This is a genomic window from Nocardia sp. NPDC005746, from assembly GCF_040630785.1.
In the GTDB taxonomy this organism is placed as follows: Bacteria; Actinomycetota; Actinomycetes; order Mycobacteriales; family Mycobacteriaceae; genus Nocardia.
In genome coordinates, this window is sequence record NZ_JBEXYE010000018.1 from 69,714 (window position 1) to 88,133 (window position 18,420).

An 18,420-nucleotide genomic window follows, 5' to 3' on the forward strand; every position below is an offset into this window, starting at 1 on the left:
AATGTGATGCGGACCTAACGTGGCCCGACTATGTTTCTGTGCGGGCCGATCGATGGGGCGGCCCTCCTCGGTCACCCCGGGGGCGCACAGAACATGAGGTGAATCGTGCTTGGTTCAATGACGCGCACGTCGACCATGCGGCACAGTCGCGCGGTCAGGATGCTTGTCGTCGGGGCCGCGGCCGTACTCGCATTGGGCAGTGCCGGCTGCAGTAGCAAATCGACGGACAATTCGGGCGGAGGCGGGTCGAATCTGACCATTTCGCCCCTGGTGCAGGTGGACTCGCAGGGCAAGGAGGTCCCGGTCACGGACTCCAGCGCGGCCGCCGACCCCGCCGGTGACGGCAAGGGCAAGTGCGCCCCCCAGACCATCGCGATGGCTGGCCCGCTGACCGGCGACAACGCCAACCTCGGCCTCAACATCATCCGCGGTGTGAAGCTGGCGCTGGACCAGCACAACAAGGCCAACCCCGGCTGCCAGGTCTCGGTCAAGGAATTCGACACCGAGGGCGACCCGCAGAAGGCCACCCAGGTCATTCCGACCATCGTCAGCGACCCGTCGATCGTGGCGCTGATCGGCCCCACCTTCTCCGGTGAGACCAAGGCGACCGGCGCGATCCTCAACCAGGCCAACCTGCTGTCGCTGACGCCGTCGGCCACCAACGTCACCCTCACCACCAACGGCTGGACCAACTTCTTCCGCGGTCTGGGCAATGACGGCATCCAGGGCCCGGCCGTGGCCGGATACCTGAAGGGCACCGGCAAGTTCAAGAAGATCTGCGTCATCGCCGACGACTCCGACTACGGCACCGGCCTGGCCAAGACGGTCACCGAGGGCCTGGGCCCGATCGCCGACCCGAGCTGCGCGGCCAATGTGAAGGCCAAGCAGAAGGACTTCTCCGCGACCGTGTCGAAGATGGCCTCCGCCAAGCCGGACGGCATCTTCTACTCCGGCTACTACGCCGAGGCCGCGCCGCTGGTCAGCCAGCTGCGCGACGGTGGCGTGACCGCGACCTTCATCTCCGACGACGGCACCAAGGACGTCGAGTTCACCAAGCAGGCCGGCAGCAAGTCCAAGGACGCGCTGCTCTCCTGCCCGTGTGGTCCGGCCGGTGACAAGTTCGCCTCCGCCTACAAGGCGTTCAACAACTACGAGCCCGGCACCTACTCGACCGAGGGCTACGACCTGACCACGATCGTGCTCAAGGGCATCGAGGCCGGTAAGGTCACCCGCCCCGACCTGGTCGAATACGTGCGCGGCTACGACGGCCAGGGTCTGGCCCGTCAGTACAAGTGGAGTCCCACCGGTGAATTGGCCAACGCGTTGATCTGGATGTATCAGGTCAAGTAGCGATCACCGTTAATCGGAACAGCGTGTGCCGAATTCGTTTTCGGCACACGCTGTTTTCCACGACAGCGGAAAGTAACGAATGTCTGCACCCGCTTTGGCCGATGTGACCCTCCTCGCGAGCGGATCCATCAAGTTCGATCTGTCCGGCGTCGCCGATCAATTCTGGCGGCTCACCGTCGAAGGACTGACCTACGGCTCGATCTATGCCCTGGTCGCGGTCGGCTACACACTCGTCTACGGTGTGTTGCGGCTGATCAATTTCGCCCATTCAGAAGTATTCATGCTCGGCACCTTCGGCCAGTTGGTCGGATTGATGGTGTTCGGATTCGCGGCGAGCGGTGATACGTACTCCCAGGGTGTCGGACTGACCGTGGTCTACCTCGCAGCGGCCATGGTCTTCGGCATGCTGGTCTCCGGCGCGGCCGCGGTGGCGCTGGAGCGAGTCGCGTACCGGCCACTGCGCAAACGCGGCGCGAAACCGCTGATCTTCCTGATCACCGCGATCGGAATGTCGTTCGTCCTGCAGGAATTCGTGCACTACATCCTGCCCAAGCTCACCGGCAACAAGCTCGGCGGCACCAACGCGCAGCAGCCGATCCAGCTGGTGACGCCCACCGAGCAGTTCAAGTTCTTCGGCGCGTCGGTCACCAATGTCGCGCTGGTGATCGTGCTGGCCGCGGTCGCGCTGGCGCTCACCACCGAATTGCTGATCAACCGCACCAAATTCGGCCGCAGCATTCGCGCGGTGGCCCAGGACCCCGACACGGCGACGCTGATGGGCGTCTCCCGGGAGCGGGTCATCATGCTGACCTTCCTCATCGGCGGTGTGCTGGCGGGCGCCGCCGCGCTGCTGTACACGCTCAAGATCCCCAACGGCATCATCTACAACGGCGGATTCATCCTGGGCATCAAGGCTTTCAGCGCCGCGGTGCTGGGCGGTATCGGCAACCTGCGCGGCGCGCTGCTGGGCGGGCTGCTGCTCGGCCTGGCCGAGGACTACGGCCAGGTGCTCTTCGGCGATCAGTGGCGTGACGTGGTCGCGTTCGTGGTGCTGGTCGCGGTGCTCATGGTCCGGCCGACCGGCATTCTCGGGGAGAGCCTGGGGAGGGCGCGCGCATGACGGACACGAAAACGGCTCCCGCGCCGCAGGGCTCGCCCGCGGGACGGGGCGTCGGCGACGCCATCCGCGCCTGGTGGGCCGGGCTCTCGCGACCGGCGCAGTGGGCGTTCGGCATTCCGGCGGTCATCGTGCTGGCCGCGCTGCCGCTGTTCAAGCTGCCGCTGCTGGACACGCCCGGCACCAGTTTCGGCGGGGTGATGGCGCAGTTCGCCATGTACGCGCTCATCGCCATCGGCCTGAATGTGGTTGTCGGACAGGCGGGCCTGCTCGACCTGGGCTATGTCGGCTTCTACGCGGTCGGGGCGTACTCGGTCGGTCTGCTGACCAGTCCGAACAGTCCCTGGAATCAGACCAATGGCGGCTGGCTCGATCCGCAGTGGGCGTGGCTGGCGTGTGTGCCGATCGCGATCCTGGCGACCGCGATCTCGGGTCTCATCCTGGGCACGCCGACGCTGCGCCTGCGCGGCGACTACCTGGCCATCGTGACCCTCGGCTTCGGTGAGATCGTCCGGCTGCTGGCCGACAATCTGCCCGAGATCACCAACGGCAGCCTCGGCCTGTCCCGCATCCAGTACCCGCACGTCGGCGAGTCCGACACCCATCCGGGCGGCTACTTCTCCTCCGGCAATCTCGGTGACGTGCACACCTGGAATGTGCTGGACCGGGCCAACTCCGGCACCTGGTGGTACTGGCTGGGCATCGTCCTGGTGGTCGCCGTGCTCATGCTGGTCGGCAATCTCGAGCGCAGCCGGGTGGGCCGCGCGTGGGTCGCCATCCGGGAGGACGAGGACGCCGCCGAGATCATGGGCGTGCCCACCTTCAAGTTCAAGCTGTGGGCGTTCATGATCGGCGCGGCCATCGGCGGCCTGTCGGGCGCGCTGTACGCGGGTCAGGTGCAGTACGTGAATCCGCAGGGGTTCAACGTCATCAACTCGATGCTGTTCCTGTGCGCGGTGGTGCTGGGCGGGCAGGGCAACAAGCTCGGCGTGATCGTCGGCGCGTTCCTGATCGTGTACCTGCCCAACCGGTTCATGGGCGTGAACGTGGGCGGGCAGTCGCTCGGTGACTACAAGTACCTCTTCTTCGGTCTCACGCTGGTGGTCGTGATGATCTTCCGGCCGCAGGGGCTGTTCCCGGCGCGGCAGAAACTGCTGACCTACGGGCGGCAGGTGTATCGGGCGGTGCGACGGCCCGCGGTGGCCGCGCAGACGACGGGAGCTGGACAGTGACGGGGCCGGGCGACGCGCTGTTCGACAACGAGGACATGGCGGCCGGGTACGCGCGGCCCGAGGTCGAGCCCAGCGCGGGCATGCTCGACGTGACCGAGGTGCTGCCCGTCTACAAGGACCCCGAGGTGGTCGCGGAAGTCGTTGCGCCGCACCGTGACATCGAGACCGAGGTCGGCGCGCCGCTCTTGCGCACCGACGGACTCACCATGCGGTTCGGCGGCCTCACCGCGCTCGACAATGTGAGCTTCGAGATCCGCCGCGGCGAGATCCTCGGACTCATCGGGCCCAACGGGGCGGGCAAGACGACCTGCTTCAACGCCATCTCCGGGGTGTACCGCCCGTCGGACGGCACGGTCTATTTCGACGGCAAGCCCCTGACCAAGACCAAGCGCAACGAGATCACCCGGCTGGGCATCGCGCGCACCTTCCAGAACATCCGGCTCTTCGGGGAGATGACCGCGCTGGAGAACGTGGTCGTCGGCGCGGACGCCCGGCACAAGACCTCGGTCCCGGGTGCGCTGTTCCGCACCCCGCGGCACCGCGCGGAGGAGAAGGACGCGCTCGAGCGGGGCATGGCGCTGCTGGAGTACGTCGGCATCGCGGCGCACGCGGTCGAGAAGGCGCGCAACCTCTCCTACGGCGATCAGCGCCGCCTGGAGATCGCCCGCGCGCTGGCGACCGAGCCGAAACTGCTGTGCCTGGACGAGCCCGCCGCCGGGTTCAATCCGAGCGAGAAGTCCGCGCTCATGGATCTGATCCGCAAGATCCGCGACGACGGCTACACGGTGCTGCTCATCGAGCACGACATGCGACTGGTCATGGGCGTGACCGACCGCATCGTGGTGCTGGAATTCGGCCGCAAGATCGCCGACGGGTTGCCGGAGCAGATCCGCCAGGATCCCGCGGTGATCAACGCCTACCTGGGCGTGCCCGACGAGGCCGACGCCGAGTCGGCCGAGGACGCGGCCGAGGCGCGAAGCATTGCCGCCGAACCGGTTCCGGACCTCGCCACGCAGGCGCCCGGTTCCGTCGCGCCCACCACCTCGACCGGCGGCCCGCTGCTGACGGTCGAGGACATGGTCGTGAACTACGGCAGAATCCAAGCGCTGCACGGCATCTCGCTCGAGGTCGGTCAGGGTGAGCTGGTCACCCTGCTGGGCGCGAACGGCGCGGGCAAGACCACCACCATGCGCGCCCTGTCGGGCCTGCTGCCGCTGACCCGCGGCCGCATCATGTTCCAGGGCCGCGACATCACCCGCATGAAGGCCCACGAACGTGTGGTGGCGGGCCTGATCCAGGCTCCCGAGGGCCGCGGCGTCTTCCCGGGCATGACGGTCCAGGAGAACCTCGACATGGGTTGCCACGCACGGCCGTTCGCGTCCAAGGCGGACTACACGACAACACTGGACTGGGTCTTCGAGCTGTTCCCGCGCCTGCTGGAGCGCCGCCGTCAGGTGGGCGGCACCCTCTCCGGCGGCGAGCAGCAGATGCTGGCCATCGGCCGCGCCCTCATGGCCCGCCCGCAGCTGCTGCTGCTCGACGAGCCGTCGATGGGCCTGGCCCCCATGGTGATCCAGCAGATCTTCCGGATCATCGCCGACATCAACGCCCAGGGCACCACGGTCCTGCTGGTCGAACAGAACGCCCAGCAAGCCCTGACCCGCAGCGACCGCGCCTACATCCTGGAAACCGGCGAGGTGACCAAGACCGGCGAGGGCCGGGCCCTGCTCACCGACCCCGCCGTCAAGTCCGCCTACCTCGGCGTCGGCTGACCGGCGTCGGCCGGCCCGTCCACCCCGAAAAGCATTCGGGCCGGTCACCTTCCGGTGACCGGCCCGAACCTTCAAGCAGGGGCGACAGGAATCGAACCTGCAACCTGCCGCTTTGGAGACGGCTGCTCTGCCAATTGAGCTACACCCCTTGGCGGGGGCAACGCTACCAGGTAGCGGGTCCTGGATGAAATCGGTTTCGCTGACCTGGGGCGACGGGCCGAGTATGCCCGCTGCCCACGGATGTCGGGGGCGGTACCTAGACTCTTGCGGGTGACCCCTGCCTCTACTGATCAGCGCCCTGTTGCCGTGTCCGCATCGCCGTCCGGGGAGCAGCCGACCCTGCTGCTGCTGGATGGGCATTCGCTGGCCTATCGGGCGTTCTACGCGCTGCCGGCGGAGAACTTCAAGACGCAGAGTGGGCAGACCACGAACGCGGTGTACGGGTTCACGGCGATGTTGATCAATCTGCTGCGGGACGAGAAGCCCACGCATGTGGCGGCGGCGTTCGACGTGAGCCGCAAGACGTTCCGGACCGAGGCGTACCCGGAGTACAAGGCCAATCGGGCCACCACGCCGGACGAGTTCAAGGGGCAGGTGGAGACCACCCAGGAAGTGCTGGGTGCACTGGGGATTCCGGTGATGGCCATCGAGGGGTACGAGGCGGACGATGTCATCGCCACCCTCGTCACGCAGGCCGTGCCGGAGGGGTTCAAGGTGCTCGTCGTGACCGGCGACCGGGATTCGCTGCAGCTGGTCAACGACGACGTGACCGTGCTCTACCCGAAGAAGGGCGTCTCCGAGCTGACCCGGTTCACCCCGACCGCGGTGGAGGAGAAGTACGGGCTCACCCCGGCGCAGTATCCGGACTTCGCGGCGCTGCGCGGCGACCCGAGTGACAATCTGCCGGGTATTCCGGGCGTGGGGGAGAAGACCGCGACCAAGTGGATCCGCGAATACGGGGATCTGGCGACGCTGGTCGACCAGGTGGACAAGGTGAAGGGCAAGGTCGGAGACGCGTTGCGCGCCAACCTGTCCAGTGTCGTGCTGAACCGACAGCTCACCGAGATGGTGAAGTCGGTGCCGCTGCCGTACACGCCCGAGCAGCTGGCCATGCAGCCGTGGGATCGGGACAAGATCCACCGCCTGTTCGACGAGCTCGAGTTCCGCGTCCTGCGCGACCGTCTGTTCGACACCCTGGCCCCGGTGGAGCCCGAGGCCGAGTCCGGGTTCGAGATCAGCGGCAGCGCGCTGGCGGCGGGCACCGTCGCCGCCTGGCTGGCCGAGCACGCCGGACCCGGTGTGCGGCACGGGGTTTCCGTGGTCGGCAACGGCTCGCCGGTCGCCGGTGACACCCAGGCCGTCGCGCTGGCCGCCGCCGACGGCGAGGGCGCCTACATCGACGTCCACACCCTGACCCCCGAGGACGAGAAGGCGCTCGGCGCATGGCTCGCCGACCCGGAGATCCCGAAGGCGCTGCACGAGGCCAAGAACGCCATGCACGCCCTGCGCGGTCGCGGCTGGCGGCTGGCCGGGCTCACCAGCGACACCGCGCTGGCCGCCTACCTGATCCTGCCGGGCCAGCGCACCTTCAATCTGGAGGATCTGTCGCTGCGCTACCTGAGCCGGGAACTGCGCGTCGACAATGCCGGGGAGACCCAGCTGTCGCTGCTCGACGACGAGGACGAGGTCGACGCCGAGGTCGCCAACGCCCAGATGCTGCGCGCCCGAGCGGTTTACGACCTCGCCGACGCCTTCGACGCCGAACTCGAGCGCATCGAATCCACCGCGCTGCTGCGCGATATGGAACTGCCCCTGCTGAGCGTGCTGGCCGACCTGGAGGCCGCGGGCGTCGCGGTCGACTCCGCTCAGCTCGAGCAGTTGCAGCGCGAGTTCGCCGACCGCGTCGCCGAGGCCGCCGAGGCCGCCTACGGCGTCATCGGCAAGCAGATCAACCTGGGCTCGCCCAAGCAGCTGCAGGTGGTCCTGTTCGACGAGCTCGACATGCCCAAGACCAAGCGCACCAAGACCGGCTACACCACCGACGCGGACGCGCTCGAGGGCCTCTACGAGAAGACCCAGCACCCGTTCCTGCAGCACCTGCTCGAGCACCGCGACGCCACCCGCCTCAAGGTGACCGTCGACGGCCTGCTCAAGTCGGTCGCCGACGACAGCCGCATCCACACCACCTTCAACCAGACGGTCGCCGCCACCGGCCGCCTGTCCTCGACCGAGCCGAACCTGCAGAACATCCCGATCCGCACCGACATGGGCCGCCGTATCCGCGACACCTTCGTCGTCGGCCCCGGCTACGAGTCGCTGATGACCGCGGACTACAGCCAGATCGAGATGCGGATCATGGCCCACCTGTCGAAGGACGAAGGGCTGATCGAGGCCTTCAACTCGGGTGAGGACCTGCACAACTTCGTCGCCTCCAAGGCCTTCGACATCCCGATCGCCGAGGTCGACCCGGAGCTGCGCCGCCGGATCAAGGCCATGTCCTACGGCCTGGCCTACGGTCTGTCCGCGTACGGCCTGTCGCAGCAGTTGAAGATCAGCGCCGACGAGGCCAAGGTCCAGATGGACATCTACTTCAACCGTTTCGGCGCCATCCGCGACTACCTGCACGACGCCGTCGATCAGGCCCGCAAGGTCGGCTATACCGAGACCCTGTTCGGCCGCCGCCGCTACCTGCCGGACCTGGATTCCAGCAACCGGCAGCGCCGTGAGGCCGCCGAGCGCATGGCTCTCAACGCCCCCATCCAGGGCACCGCGGCCGACATCATCAAGGTCGCCATGATCGACACCCAGCGGGCGATCCGGGCGGCGGGCCTGAAATCCCGCATGCTGCTCCAGATCCACGACGAACTCGTCTTCGAGGTCGCCGCGGGGGAGCGTGAGCAACTGGAATCGCTTGCGCGCGAGCACATGTCCAATGCCATCGAGCTGTCGGTGCCGCTGGAGGTGTCGGTGGGCGTGGGCCGCAGCTGGGATTCGGCCGCGCACTAGGGAACTCGACACGCACTCGCGAGTCGCGCGACACGCGGACCGCCCGCACCGGGTTTCGGTGCGGGCGGTCCGCGTCTCGGACGCCGTCCGCGCGTGCTGGGGCACCCGCTCGCTACCCGCTGTACGGGTTGCCGGAATTGCGTCGACCTGGGGATGTTCACGAAACGGATGTTTGCCGGGCCCACAATGTTTGCTCGCGGCCGCGCCGGAGGCCGTGTGGCGCCCGTCGCATTGGCGGTGACCTGCGACGAAGTTACTCGTGGGTCCCTCACGAATGTGGTTGCCATTGCGTGAGCGTCCCCCTATGCTCGACCCCGTGCCGAATCCCGCCTCCAGCCGCAGCGCAGCGCTCGATGTCGCAGACCGCGACCGCGCAGCGCTTATTTCGCTTACCGCGAATGTGGCCGGCGATCGCGTACTCGTAGTTCTCCGCCGTAGCGGGGTCTGATTCGGACCGGCCCCTCGCTGCGGCCGATAGAACTTTCTTTTGCTGGTCCCCTCTGTCAATTCTTCGGAAGAAGTCGGGAAGACCTAGTTCAATGACCATCACCCTGGATACCGCCATGTTCATCGCCGCCGCCCCCGCGAGCCTGCGGGCCGAATGCGCAGGACTGACCCCCGCCGAGTTCCACGACCGCTACTGCGACCCGATGGGCCCGGTGAAGCTCAGCGACTGGACCCCGATCGGCGACCGCGCCGGTACGGCCACCCTGGAAATCGCCTCCCACCTGCGCACCGTCGTGGCGACCGGCAGCCCGGTGGCCGCGCTCACCTCGGCGCTCTACGACGAGGGCTACCCGGTGGAGATCCTCGCCTTCCACCAGCGCCGCACTCAGGACGGCACCGCCACCTTCGTGCAGTGCGAGTTCAACGGCCGCCGTGGCTGGGGCGCCGCCCTCGCCGACGACGCCGCCGAGTCGACCATCCGCGCCATGATCGCGGGCATCAACCACCTCGGCTCGCGCTTCTGATCCCTCCGTGAAAAGCGAAGCGCCGCAACTCCTTCGGGAGTCGCGGCGCTGACGCTGCGGCGGGAGGCGGCTACTTGGCGGATTCCTGCTCGGCGAGCTGCTTGCGCACCTCGTCCATGTCGAGGGCCTTCACCTGGGTGACCAGATCCTCGAGCGCGGCCGGGGGCAGCGCGCCGGGCTGCGCGAAGACGAGCACGCCCTCGCGGAACGCCATGATGGTCGGGATGGAGCGGATGTTGGCCGCGGCGGCCAGTCCCTGCTGATCCTCGGTGTCGACCTTGCCGTGCACCACGTCGGGGTGGGCTTCGGACGACTTCTCGAAGGTGGGGGCGAAGCTGCGGCACGGACCGCACCACGAGGCCCAGAAGTCGACGAGAACCACGTCGTTACCGGTGACTACCTCGTCGAAGTTCTGTTCGGTCAGGGTCTGGGTGGCCATGGCTTCCTCTCGTATCGATGTCCCCGGTCCAACACCGGGCCCTGCGGTTATCTTCCCCGCGCTACCGGGCGGGCCGGTCACCGGCGGTCACCGACCATTCGGCGCGCCGGTCACCGTCCCATCGGCGGATGCCCTCCACGGTAGCCCGCACGTCCTTGTCCCAGCCCACCGCGCCCAGTGCGGCGTCGAATTGGCCCGGTTTCAGCCGGCGGGCGAGGGTGACGTGCGGGGTCCAGCTGTCGGGCCGGACATTGCCGGGGATGCCGGGGCAGTCGGCGATGACCCGGAACAGCCTGTGCTGCAAGGAGATCAGCGGTTCGGACGGCACCACCGCCCGAACCAGCACGGCGGCACGGGATCCGAAGACCAGCAGTCCGCCCAGGCGCACCGGGAACGGCCGGAAGTCCTGCTGCGCCAAGACCTTGTCCAGCCGGGGCCAGATCTCGGCAGCCACCGCGATGGTGATGTGCGGCCGGTACCCGGGCCCGGGCGTGTGCAGGCCGAGTTCGCTCAGCGCCGCCCACTGCCGCCGCACCGCGGCCTCGGACGCCTCGTCGAGCACCAGTTCCACCGATTGCACCATGGTGTCCTGAACTTACGCGCGATCCCCGTCCAGGTCTCGAAACAGGCGTGGCAGCGTGTGCCGGAGCGCGACGGCGGCGGGCGTTGCGCGAGGATGACTGCCATGACCGACAGCGACACTCGAATCCGGCTGGGCTTGCTGGAGGGCGACGGCATCGGCCCCGAAATCGTCCGTGCCACCCGGCATGTGGTCGACGACGCCTTCGAGACCACCGGCCTGCCGCCGGTGGAGTGGGTCCCGCTGCCACTGGGGCACGAGGCGATCGAGCAGTACGGCGACCCGGTGCCCGAGCAGACGCTCGCCGCGCTGGCCGAACTCGACGCCTGGATCATGGGCCCGCACGACAGCGCCTCCTACGCTCCCGAACACCGCACCGGCCTGCCGCCCGCGGGCGCGGTCCGCAAGCGCTTCGGTCTCTACGCGAACATCCGCCCGGCCCGCAGCCTCGAAGGGGTGCGCGCGCTGGCCCAGGGCATGGATCTGCTGATCCTGCGGGAGAACACCGAAGGCCTCTACGCCGACCGCAATATGGCCGCCGGTTCCGGCGAGTTCCAGCCGTCGCGGGATGTCGCGCTGTCGGTCGGCGTGTTCACCCGGGCCGCGATCGAACGCATCGCGCGACTGGGGTTCGAGATCGCGTCGGAGCGTTCGAAGAAGCTGACCGTCGTGCACAAGGCCAATGTGTTGCCCATGACCATGGGCATGTTCCGTGACATCTGTTATGAGGTGGCCGCGGACTACCCGGACGTGGAGATCGACGACGAGCACGTGGACGCGGCGGCCGCGCATCTGGTCCGCGCGGCCCGCGACTACGACGTGATCGTCACCGAGAATCTGTTCGGCGACATCCTGTCCGATCTGGCGGGCGAATTGAGCGGTTCGCTCGGTATGGCCGCCTCGGTGAACTGCTCCGATACCCAGATCATGGCGCAGGCGGTGCACGGCGCGGCCCCGACCCTGGCGGGGCGCAATCGCGCGAATCCGGTGGCGCTGTTCGGCTCCGCGGCGGCGATGTTGCACTGGATGGGTCGCACCCAGCGCTACAGCGCGTTGCGCCGGGTCGGCGACCGCATCGAGCGCTCGGTTGCTGATACGTTGCGAGCTGGTGTTGCAACGTCCGATTTGGGTGGGCTAGCCTCTACCTCCGAATTCACCGAGCAGGTGCGCGCACGGCTGCACCGCTGGTGAGCGCGCATTCCGGGCCGGGCGTGTTCGGCCCCGCTCTGGCGTGTCGCCGATTAATCTTCGGTTACCGGCCGACGCGGACGGTGTCACTCGCTTACATTTCAAACGGCGGGCGACCCACGGATGTCGCGCACCCGAACTGTGGAGGACTGCTGTGTCTGTTCGTAACTCTTTTCGCGGGCGTGCCCTGCGAGCCGCTGTCGTCGTCGCCGGTGGCGCTCTCGCGCTGACCGCGTGTACCAGTAATTCGGAGTCCAGCGGTCCCGAGGTGGCCAAGGTCGACGTGGCCAAGGTCGACACCATCGCGGCCAAGGTGCCCTCCGACATCAAGTCCTCCGGCAAGCTGACCGTCGGCGTCAACGTTCCGTATCAGCCCAACGAGTACCGGGATCCGTCCAGCGGCAAGATTGTCGGCTTCGACGTCGACCTGATGGACGCGGTCGCCAAGGTGCTGGGCCTGAACGCGGACTACAAGGAAGCCGACTTCGAGAAGATCATCCCCTCCATCGAGGCCGGCACCTACAACCTCGGCATGTCCTCCTTCACCGACAACAAGGAGCGCGAGGCCACCGCCGACTTCGTCACCTACTTCTCCGCGGGCAGCCAGTGGGCCCAGCAGAAGGGCAAGACCGTCGACCCGGACAACGCCTGCGGCAAGCGAGTCGCGGTGCAGCGCACCACCGTTCAGGACACCGACGAGATCCCGGCCAAGTCCAAGGCGTGTGTCGCCGCGGGTAAGCCGGAGATCCAGAAGGTCGCCTACGACGAGCAGTCCGCCGCCGCCAACGCGCTGGTCCAGGGCCAGGTCGACGCCATGTCCGCCGACTCCCCGGTGACCGCGTACGCGATCAAGCAGGCGGGCGACAAGATCGAGCCCGCGGGCAAGATCTTCGATTCCGCGCCGTACGGCTGGCCGGTCAAGAAGGGCTCCACGCTGGCGCCGGTGCTGCAGGAAGCCGTGCAGTACCTGATGGACAACGGCCAGTACAAGAAGATCGCCGAGAACTGGGGTGTCCAGGAGGGCGCGATCACCAAGTCCGTCATCAACGGAGCCAGCTGACCTCTTATGTCGCAGGACAAGAACCACCTCTCGATGCCGGTCGAGAGCGCCGAGCCCGAGCCGATCAAGGCGATTCCGCTGCGACGGCCGGGCCGGTGGATCGCCGCCGCGATCATCCTGATCGCCCTGGCCCTGTTCCTCTGGGGCGCCAAGACCAACGATGCCTACCACTGGAACACCTACTTCAAGTATTTGGGTGACAAGCGAATCGCCCAGGGCGCGTTGGTGACTCTGGAACTGACCGTGCTGGCCATGTTGATCGGCGTGGTGCTCGGCGTGCTGCTGGCGGTCATGCGCCTGTCGCCGAATCCGGTGCTGCGCTCGGTGGCGTGGGCGTATCTGTGGATCTTCCGCGGGACGCCGGTCTATGTGCAGCTGGTGTTCTGGGGCCTGTTCCCGTCGCTGTACAAGACGGTCACCGTGGGTGTGCCGTTCGGGCCGTCGCTGGCGCATTTCGATGTGCAGCACTGGTCGGCGCCGTTCTTCTTCGCCATGATCGGCCTGGGTCTCAACGAGGCCGCCTACATGGCCGAAATCGTGCGCGCCGGAATCAATTCCGTGGGCGAGGGGCAGCGCGAGGCGTCGGTGGCGCTGGGCATGTCGTGGTCGCAGACCATGACCCGCACGGTGCTGCCGCAGGCCATGCGGGTGATCATCCCGCCGACCGGCAACGAGCTCATCTCCATGCTGAAGACCACCTCGCTGGTGACGGCCATCCCGCTCACCACCGACCTCTACGGCCGGGCCCGCGACATCTACAGCGTCAACTTCCAGCCGATCCCGCTGCTGCTGGTCGCCGCCACCTGGTATCTGGCCGTCACCAGTGTGCTCATGATCGGCCAGTACTACCTGGAGCGGTACTACTCGCGCGGTTCCTCCCGGCAGCTGACCGCGAAACAGTTGCGCGCCTTGGCCCAGGCGCAGGTCGCCGGCGGAACGGGATAGGTGCACATGTCCGAGGATTCGATGTCGTTCTCCCAGGAATCCACGCCGCTGATCGACGGCTCGCTGCCGCCCTCGGCGGTGCCGATGGTGCGCGCCGACCGGGTGTGCAAGAGCTTCGGCGCGCTGAACGTGCTCAAGGGCATCACCCTCGAGGTGAAGCGCGGCGAGGTGCTGTGCCTGATCGGCCCGTCCGGTTCCGGCAAGTCCACCTTCCTGCGGTGCATCAACCACCTCGAGCGGGTCAATGCCGGACGCCTGTACGTGGACGGCGATCTGGTCGGGTACCGCGAGAAGAACGGCAAACTCTACGAGCTGCATCCGCGCGACGCCGCCAAGCAGCGCCGTGATATCGGCATGGTGTTCCAGCACTTCAACCTGTTCCCGCACCGCACGGCGCTGGAGAACATCATCGAGGCGCCGACCCAGGTCAAGAAGCTCAAGCGGGCCGACGCGGTGGCCCGCGCCCGCGACCTGCTGGCCCGAGTCGGCCTGGCGGACAAGGCCGATGCCTACCCCGCCCAGCTGTCGGGCGGTCAGCAGCAGCGTGTCGCCATCGCCCGCGCCCTGGCCATGGACCCCAAGCTGATGCTCTTCGACGAGCCCACCTCGGCGCTGGACCCGGAGCTGGTGGGTGAGGTGCTCGGCGTCATGCGGGAACTCGCGGCCTCGGGCATGACCATGGTGGTGGTCACCCACGAGATGGGTTTCGCCCGCGAGGTCGCCGACCAGCTGGCCTTCATGGACGGCGGTGTCGTGGTGGAGGCGGGCGATCCGCGCGAGCTGCTCGCCAACCCCCAGCACGACCGGACCAAGGCGTTCCTGTCGCGAATCCTCTAGGTCCGCAACGAGATCAGGGAGCCCCCAGTACGGGGGCTCCCTGATCCGTTATGTGCGGAGGAACTCCAGCACGGGCGCGGTCTGACCGAGGACGGCGTGACCGACGCCCGGGAGCACCCGGATGGTCGCGTTCGGGATGGATCGCTGGGCGCGGCGGGCGGTGTCGGCGGACTTGAACATGACGTCGTCCGCGCCCACGATCACCAGGACCGGCATGGTGAGGGCGCTCAGCTGCGCGTCGGTGAAGATGGGCAGTTTGCCGGTGCGCGGGTTGAAGTGGGTGAAGGTCAGCGTCACGTCGTCGAGGATCTCGGCGTGGTCGGTGAGGTTCAGGCCGGTGACGATGGCGGCCGAGCGGCGCAGGTCGTGGTTGCTGAACAGGTGGTCGAGCAGGTTCTTGAAGATCCAGCCGAAGCGCTGCTTGCCGATCCCGCCGGGGCACAGCAGCGCCAGTTTGGTGACGGCGCCGGGCCGGCGGACCGCGTAGTCCAGGGCGGTCCAGCCGCCCAGCGACATGCCGACGAAGGCCGCCGCGGAAATGCCCAGTCCGGCAAGGACATCGTCGAGCCACGACGCGACCGCGTCCGAGCCGAGCACCGGGCGCGACTCGGCGCTGCCGCCGGGCTCGCCCACCATGTCGACGGCGTAGACGCGGAAATCGGTTGCCCAGGAGGCGATGTCGCCGAGCCAGGTGGCGGAGTTGGCTCCGGACCCGTGCAGCAGGATCACCGGCGGCGCGTCCTTCGGGCCGGAGGCCAGCACGAAGGTGTCGCCCTCCCGGGTCGGAATGTGCAACTGCTCCACCGCGACCGGCCAGCGGCGCACCAGTTCCTGATAGCGGGCCTGGATGGCGGCCCGTCCGGCCTCGGACTTGTAGATCGCGTTCACGACGCGAGAACTCCTTCCATGTATTCGAGCAGCCGAGCGGTATCGCCCAGGCCGCCGACGAGAATGACCTTCAGCCGGGCGCGTTCGCGGTCGTAGAAGGTCTGCACCCGCAGTGGTTGCCCGTCTCCGGTGTGGGTGCCCGCCGCCGCGGTCAGCAGCGTGCTCACCCGGTCGGCGATCGAGGGATCCGCGGCGTCGACCTCGACGATGCTGGACACCTCCGAATACCGTTGCGGGGCAGTCGATCCGCCCTCGGGTGCGGGCAGGCCGGTGAAGGCTTCCAGATCGGCCCGGGTGATGCGGTACTGCTTGCCGATGCGGGTGGCGGGCAGCTTTCCTTCGCGCACGTACCCGCGCACAGTGCGCACGTGCAGGCCGAGGCGTTCGGCGACTTCCTCGACGGAGTAGAGACGATCGGTCACGAAAACTACCCTAATGTTCCCTATATGGAGTAGCAATAGGGAAGTTTAGGTAATTATGTGATGGCACTTACGCGCCTGGCACTGCGTGATCGCCGCTGTCGGAGGCGGATTCGTGGTCGGGATCCGGGCGCTGTTCGCGCACAACGTCGTGATGTTCAGCCTCCCGAATCACCGCAGCGACGCCATCGAGCACATCGTGACCGGCGTCGTGCTGCTGGCGCTGGTCGGGATTCAGGCCGTCCGCGACCGCGGCCTGCGGGCCGTGTTCGCCTGACCAGGCGTCTTCCAGCTCGCCAGCGCGATGCGGAGTTGGCCGAGCAGGACTTTCGTGGCCGGGCTCAGGGGACGCTCGGTGCTCCACGCCAGCACCAGGCGGCCGCACATCGCCGGATCGATCTCCAGGGTGCGGATCCCGAGGCGAGCGGCCTCCTCCGCCGGGATTCTCGGAATGACGGCGATGCCGAGGTCGTGGGCGGCCAGCCGGATGAGCAGCGGGGGCGCGGCGGCCTCGAATGCCACATCGGGTATCAGAGAGGCCGCGGCGCAGGCGTTCTCGAGTAGTGCGCGCAGCCCCGTGCCGGTGGGCAGGCAGATGAGTGGGTGCTCGCACAGTTCGGCCAGGGTGATCCGGGCTCCGAAGCCCTCGGCCGCCACCGGCACGGCCGCCACGATGGTGCTCTCGTAGATGAGCTCTGTGCCGATGCTCGGGTCCAGATCCTCCGAGATGGAGAGCAGGCCGATGTCCAGCTCGCCGCGACGCAGAGCGCCGTACATGGCGTCGGAGGTGTCCTCGGTGAGGGAGATGCCGATCTGCGGATGATCGCGGTGGAAGTCGGACAAGACCTGCGCGATGTCGATCTCCTCGCCCGCCGCGCCGGAGATCAAGCCGACCCGCACGTGCCCACGCAGCAGACCGGTGAATTCGTCCACGGTGTGGGTGATGCGCTCGACCTGTTCGAGGGCCGCGCGGGCGATCGGCAGCACCGCCTCGCCGACCGGGGTGAGCGTGACCGAGCGGCTGGTCCGATCCAGCAAGGGTTGTCCCAGTTCGCGTTCCAGCTGCCGGATCTGCGCGCTCAGTCCGGGCTGGGCGAGGTGCAGACGGGCCGCTGCCCGGGTGAAGTTCGCCTCCTCGGCGACCGTCACGAAGTAGCGCAGCTGACGCAGTTCCATAAGTGATGATTCTAGCTACGAGAAAAACTATCTGTTGGAGTTCTTGTTCCGGGGCGAGCAGGGTAGGAGACATGACGAAGACAGCGATCACCGAACTGCCCACCACCGGCCCCGTCTTCCAGCCCGGCGACACCGGCTACGACGCCGAAATCGCCGGATTCCAAACCGCTTACACCCACCGGCCCGCCGTTATCGTCGCCGCCGCCCACGCCCAGGACGTGCGGGCCGCCGTGGAATACGCCGCGCGCCACGGTCTTCCGATCGCCGTGCAGGCCACCGGCCACGGCCTCTCGGTAGCCGGCGACGGCGGTGTGCTCATCACCACCCGCCGCCTGACCGACATCCGCGTCGACCCGGCCGCCCGCACCGCCCGCATCGGGGCGGGCGTGCGGGCCGGGGCCTTGATCGAGGCGGCCGCCGCGCACGGCCTCGCGCCGCTGAACGGCTCGTCGCTGTCGGTCGGCGTGGTCGGTTACCTCCTGGGCGGCGGGGTCGGCATCCTGGCCCGCGAATACGGTTACGCCGCAGAGCATGTGCGGGCCATCGAGATCGTCACCGCCGACGGGCGGCTGCGCACGCTGGCGCCGGGCGACGAATTGTTCGGCGCGGTGCTGGGCACCGGCGGCAACTTCGGCGTCGTCACCGCGCTGGAACTGGACCTGCTGCCCGTCACCCGGGTGTACGGCGGCCAGCTGCAGTTCGACACCGCGCTGGTGGCTCCCGCACTCGAGGCGTGGCGGCTGTGGACCCAGGACGTGCCCGAGACCGTCACCTCGGCCATCACCATGCTGACCTTCCCCGACATCCCGCAGCTGCCCCCGCACCTGCGCGGGCGGTACGTGGCGACCATCAATATCGCGTTCACCGGCACCGAGGAGGACGGCGAGCGCCTCGTCGCTCCGCTGCGCGCGGCCGGCGAGCGGATGACCGACGACCTGCGGATGATGCCGTACACCGAAAGCCATGCCATCTACCGGGATCCGGATCACCCGCACGCCTACACCGCCACCAACGCGCTGCTCTCGGAGCTGCCCGCCGACGCCGCCGACGCCTTCCTGGAGGCGACCGGACCCGGGGCCGCGCTGCCGACGGTGGCCGGATTCCGGCACCTGGGCGGGGCGTTGAGCCGCCCGGGGCCGCACGGAATCTCGATGGACCACCGCGACGCGCAGTACATCGCGCGGGCGCTGGCCATGCCGCGGCCGGACAACGCCGAGCAGGTGCGCGATCAGCTGGATCTGGTGCGAAAGACGTTGGAGCCGTGGACCGTCGGCCACAACCTCAACTTCCTGTACGGCGGCGGCGATGAGGCCGACGAGGCGCAGACGCGCGCCGGATACTCCGATGCCACCTACGACCGGCTCGCGGCGCTCAAAGCGCGGTTCGACCCCGCCAACCTGTTCCGCAACAACCGCAATATCCGGCCGAATTGATCGGCCG

General features: G+C 68.0%; 17 protein-coding genes, 1 tRNA gene and 1 pseudogene. 13 read left to right on the forward strand and 6 right to left on the reverse strand.

The genetic code is table 11. The annotated features are described in order from the left end of the window. The first annotated feature begins 159 nt into the window (after positions 1-159). The 5 genes and pseudogenes from ABZ412_RS28205 to ABZ412_RS28225 all read left to right on the forward strand — a co-directional run bounded on the left by ABZ412_RS28205 (position 160) and on the right by ABZ412_RS28225 (position 5,471). Complete coding sequence (locus tag ABZ412_RS28205; protein ID WP_357286013.1) at positions 160-1,350, forward strand: branched-chain amino acid ABC transporter substrate-binding protein; 1,191 nt, start codon at positions 160-162, stop codon at positions 1,348-1,350. 79 nt (positions 1,351-1,429) lie between these two features. After that, positions 1,430-2,470, forward strand: coding sequence for a branched-chain amino acid ABC transporter permease (locus tag ABZ412_RS28210; protein WP_357285862.1), 1,041 nt, complete (start codon positions 1,430-1,432; stop codon positions 2,468-2,470). Beyond that, positions 2,467-3,699 (forward strand): branched-chain amino acid ABC transporter permease, encoded by a 1,233-nt coding sequence (locus tag ABZ412_RS28215; protein ID WP_357285866.1) that lies wholly within the window; start codon positions 2,467-2,469, stop codon positions 3,697-3,699. Before ABZ412_RS28210 ends, ABZ412_RS28215 begins: the two co-directional genes overlap by 4 nt. Positions 3,700-3,905: 206 nt before the next feature. Next, a pseudogene (locus ABZ412_RS28220) lies at positions 3,906-4,622 on the forward strand (ABC transporter ATP-binding protein); the annotation flags it as partial. A gap of 153 nt (positions 4,623-4,775) precedes the next feature. Next, on the forward strand, positions 4,776-5,471 hold the full coding sequence (locus tag ABZ412_RS28225; RefSeq protein WP_357286016.1) for an ABC transporter ATP-binding protein: 696 nt from the start codon (positions 4,776-4,778) through the stop codon (positions 5,469-5,471). Between the two features lie 76 nt (positions 5,472-5,547). Here ABZ412_RS28225 and ABZ412_RS28230 read toward each other — a convergent pair. After that, positions 5,548-5,620, reverse strand: a tRNA-Trp gene (locus ABZ412_RS28230). A 121-nt stretch (positions 5,621-5,741) separates the two neighbouring features. Between ABZ412_RS28230 and polA the strand changes: the two genes are divergently transcribed. Both polA and ABZ412_RS28240 read left to right on the forward strand, forming a co-directional pair. Next, positions 5,742-8,477 carry a DNA polymerase I gene (gene polA, locus ABZ412_RS28235; protein ID WP_357285868.1) on the forward strand — a complete coding sequence of 912 codons (2,736 nt, stop codon included), beginning with the start codon at positions 5,742-5,744 and terminating at the stop codon, positions 8,475-8,477. 539 nt (positions 8,478-9,016) lie between these two features. Further along, complete coding sequence (locus ABZ412_RS28240) at positions 9,017-9,448, forward strand: 2-keto-3-deoxygluconate kinase (protein WP_357285871.1); 432 nt, start codon at positions 9,017-9,019, stop codon at positions 9,446-9,448. Positions 9,449-9,518: 70 nt separating this feature from the next. Here ABZ412_RS28240 and trxA read toward each other — a convergent pair whose 3' ends face one another. Next, positions 9,519-9,887: a thioredoxin gene (trxA, locus tag ABZ412_RS28245; RefSeq protein ID WP_357285874.1), complete on the reverse strand. Its 369-nt coding sequence runs from the start codon at positions 9,885-9,887 to the stop codon at positions 9,519-9,521. Between the two features lie 61 nt (positions 9,888-9,948). Beyond that, a complete protein-coding gene (locus tag ABZ412_RS28250; protein WP_357285877.1) occupies positions 9,949-10,470 on the reverse strand; it encodes a 2'-5' RNA ligase family protein in 522 nt (173 codons plus the stop codon). A gap of 102 nt (positions 10,471-10,572) precedes the next feature. Here ABZ412_RS28250 and ABZ412_RS28255 point away from each other — a divergent pair, with 102 nt between their 5' ends. From ABZ412_RS28255 to ABZ412_RS28270, 4 genes are all read left to right on the forward strand, one after another. After that, positions 10,573-11,658, forward strand: a complete 1,086-nt coding sequence (locus tag ABZ412_RS28255) for an isocitrate/isopropylmalate family dehydrogenase (RefSeq protein WP_357285880.1) — start codon at positions 10,573-10,575, stop codon at positions 11,656-11,658. Positions 11,659-11,809: 151 nt separating this feature from the next. Continuing rightward, positions 11,810-12,715 (forward strand): ABC transporter substrate-binding protein, encoded by a 906-nt coding sequence (locus ABZ412_RS28260; RefSeq protein ID WP_357285882.1) that lies wholly within the window; start codon positions 11,810-11,812, stop codon positions 12,713-12,715. A gap of 6 nt (positions 12,716-12,721) precedes the next feature. Further along, entirely contained in the window at positions 12,722-13,660 is a 939-nt protein-coding gene (locus ABZ412_RS28265) for an amino acid ABC transporter permease (protein WP_357285885.1), read from the forward strand. A gap of 84 nt (positions 13,661-13,744) precedes the next feature. Then, positions 13,745-14,497 carry an amino acid ABC transporter ATP-binding protein gene (locus ABZ412_RS28270; protein WP_357098025.1) on the forward strand — a complete coding sequence of 251 codons (753 nt, stop codon included), beginning with the start codon at positions 13,745-13,747 and terminating at the stop codon, positions 14,495-14,497. Between the two features lie 48 nt (positions 14,498-14,545). Here ABZ412_RS28270 and ABZ412_RS28275 read toward each other — a convergent pair whose 3' ends face one another. Then, positions 14,546-15,385, reverse strand: coding sequence for an alpha/beta fold hydrolase (locus ABZ412_RS28275; RefSeq protein WP_357285888.1), 840 nt, complete (start codon positions 15,383-15,385; stop codon positions 14,546-14,548). Further along, a complete protein-coding gene (locus ABZ412_RS28280; RefSeq protein WP_357285890.1) occupies positions 15,382-15,807 on the reverse strand; it encodes a helix-turn-helix domain-containing protein in 426 nt (141 codons plus the stop codon). The genes ABZ412_RS28275 and ABZ412_RS28280 overlap by 4 nt, the downstream gene beginning before the upstream one ends. A gap of 112 nt (positions 15,808-15,919) precedes the next feature. On the opposite strand from ABZ412_RS28280, the gene ABZ412_RS28285 reads away from it, so the two are divergent. Then, positions 15,920-16,081: a hypothetical protein gene (locus ABZ412_RS28285; RefSeq protein ID WP_357285893.1), complete on the forward strand. Its 162-nt coding sequence runs from the start codon at positions 15,920-15,922 to the stop codon at positions 16,079-16,081. Here ABZ412_RS28285 and ABZ412_RS28290 read toward each other — a convergent pair. Then, the gene (locus ABZ412_RS28290; RefSeq protein WP_357285895.1) at positions 16,039-16,980 is read right to left on the reverse strand and encodes a LysR family transcriptional regulator; all 942 of its coding nucleotides are present in this window, start codon (positions 16,978-16,980) and stop codon (positions 16,039-16,041) included. The two genes, ABZ412_RS28285 and ABZ412_RS28290, sit on opposite strands and share 43 nt — an antisense overlap. 71 nt (positions 16,981-17,051) lie before the next feature. On the opposite strand from ABZ412_RS28290, the gene ABZ412_RS28295 reads away from it, so the two are divergent. Continuing rightward, on the forward strand, positions 17,052-18,413 hold the full coding sequence (locus ABZ412_RS28295) for an FAD-binding oxidoreductase (RefSeq protein ID WP_357285898.1): 1,362 nt from the start codon (positions 17,052-17,054) through the stop codon (positions 18,411-18,413). Positions 18,414-18,420: the final 7 nt, after the last annotated feature.